This window comes from uncultured Tenacibaculum sp. (genome assembly GCF_947504135.1).
Taxonomy (GTDB): domain Bacteria; phylum Bacteroidota; class Bacteroidia; order Flavobacteriales; family Flavobacteriaceae; genus Polaribacter.
Genome location: NZ_CANNGG010000009.1, coordinates 1 through 1,196 on the forward strand (window position 1 = coordinate 1; position 1,196 = coordinate 1,196).

Here is a 1,196-nt window from a genome sequence, read left to right on the forward strand (position 1 = left end):
GTTACTAATTGAGTATGTGATGTGCTATTACCTGCACAATCTGATACTGTCCAAGTTCTTGTGATTGTATATTCTGATGCACATTCATCGTCTTGTCCTGCAAACTCTTCTGAGTAATTTACAGTTACAGATGCATCACAATTGTCGGTTGCGGTTAAAACTGCTGCTGCTGGAACTGTATCACAACTTACTGTTGTATCTGCTGGTAACTCTTCTACAAACTCTGGTGCGTTGGTATCTTCAACCGTTACTAATTGAGTATGTGATGTGCTATTACCTGCACAATCTGATACTGTCCAAGTTCTTGTGATTGTATATTCTGATGCACATTCATCGTCTTGTCCTGCAAACTCTTCTGAGTAATTTACAGTTACAGATGCATCACAATTGTCGGTTGCTGTTAAAACTGCTGCTGCTGGAATTGCATCACAACTTACAGTTATTTCTGCTGCTGGTAACTCTTCTACAAACTCTGGTGCTACTGTGTCTTCTATAATGAACTTAGCAGGAGTTGTATCTACAGTATTTCCACAAGCATCTTTTGCTGTAAAGATTACTTCCACTTCTCCTGTAAAACTACATGTATACGTTAAATCAGTATAATTATTACTCCAAGATACTACACTACAATCATCCGTTGCTGTTGCTCCTCCATTACTAGCTAACCAATCATTTAATTCTGTTGTATTACCTGAGCCATCACATTCAACAACTTTGTCTGATGGTTGCTGAGTTATTGTTGGTGGTGTTTCATCTTTAATTAAATATCCTGCCGTTGTGGTACTAAAGTTTCCACAATCATCTGTAGCTGTAAATGTTACTGTAATATAACTTCCATCACATTTTACTGAAGTATCATCTCCATAATTGTTTGTCCATATTACATTACTACAATTATCAGTTGCAGTTGCTCCTGCATTATTATCTAACCAATCCTGTAAAGTAGTACCTGTATCTCCTACTCCACATTCTATGTCTATATTATTTTTGTTTGTTTCATCTATAACTGGTGCTGTTGTGTCTACTATGGTGAAGGTTGCTTCTTTTGTAATATCATTCCCACACTCATCTGTTAACGTAAAAGTTACAGTTTCTGAACCTGTGCCGCCACATAAATCACTTAAACCTGTACTGTTATGTGTTACCGTAGCTGTTCCACATCCGTCTTCTCCACTAAAGCTCGCTAACCAATCTGT

At 37.5% G+C, this 1,196-nt stretch carries 1 pseudogene; it reads right to left on the minus strand.

Going from position 1 to position 1,196, the window contains the following annotated elements:
* Window positions 1-1,196 (minus strand): annotated as a pseudogene (locus tag Q0663_RS12615) (hypothetical protein); the annotation flags it as partial.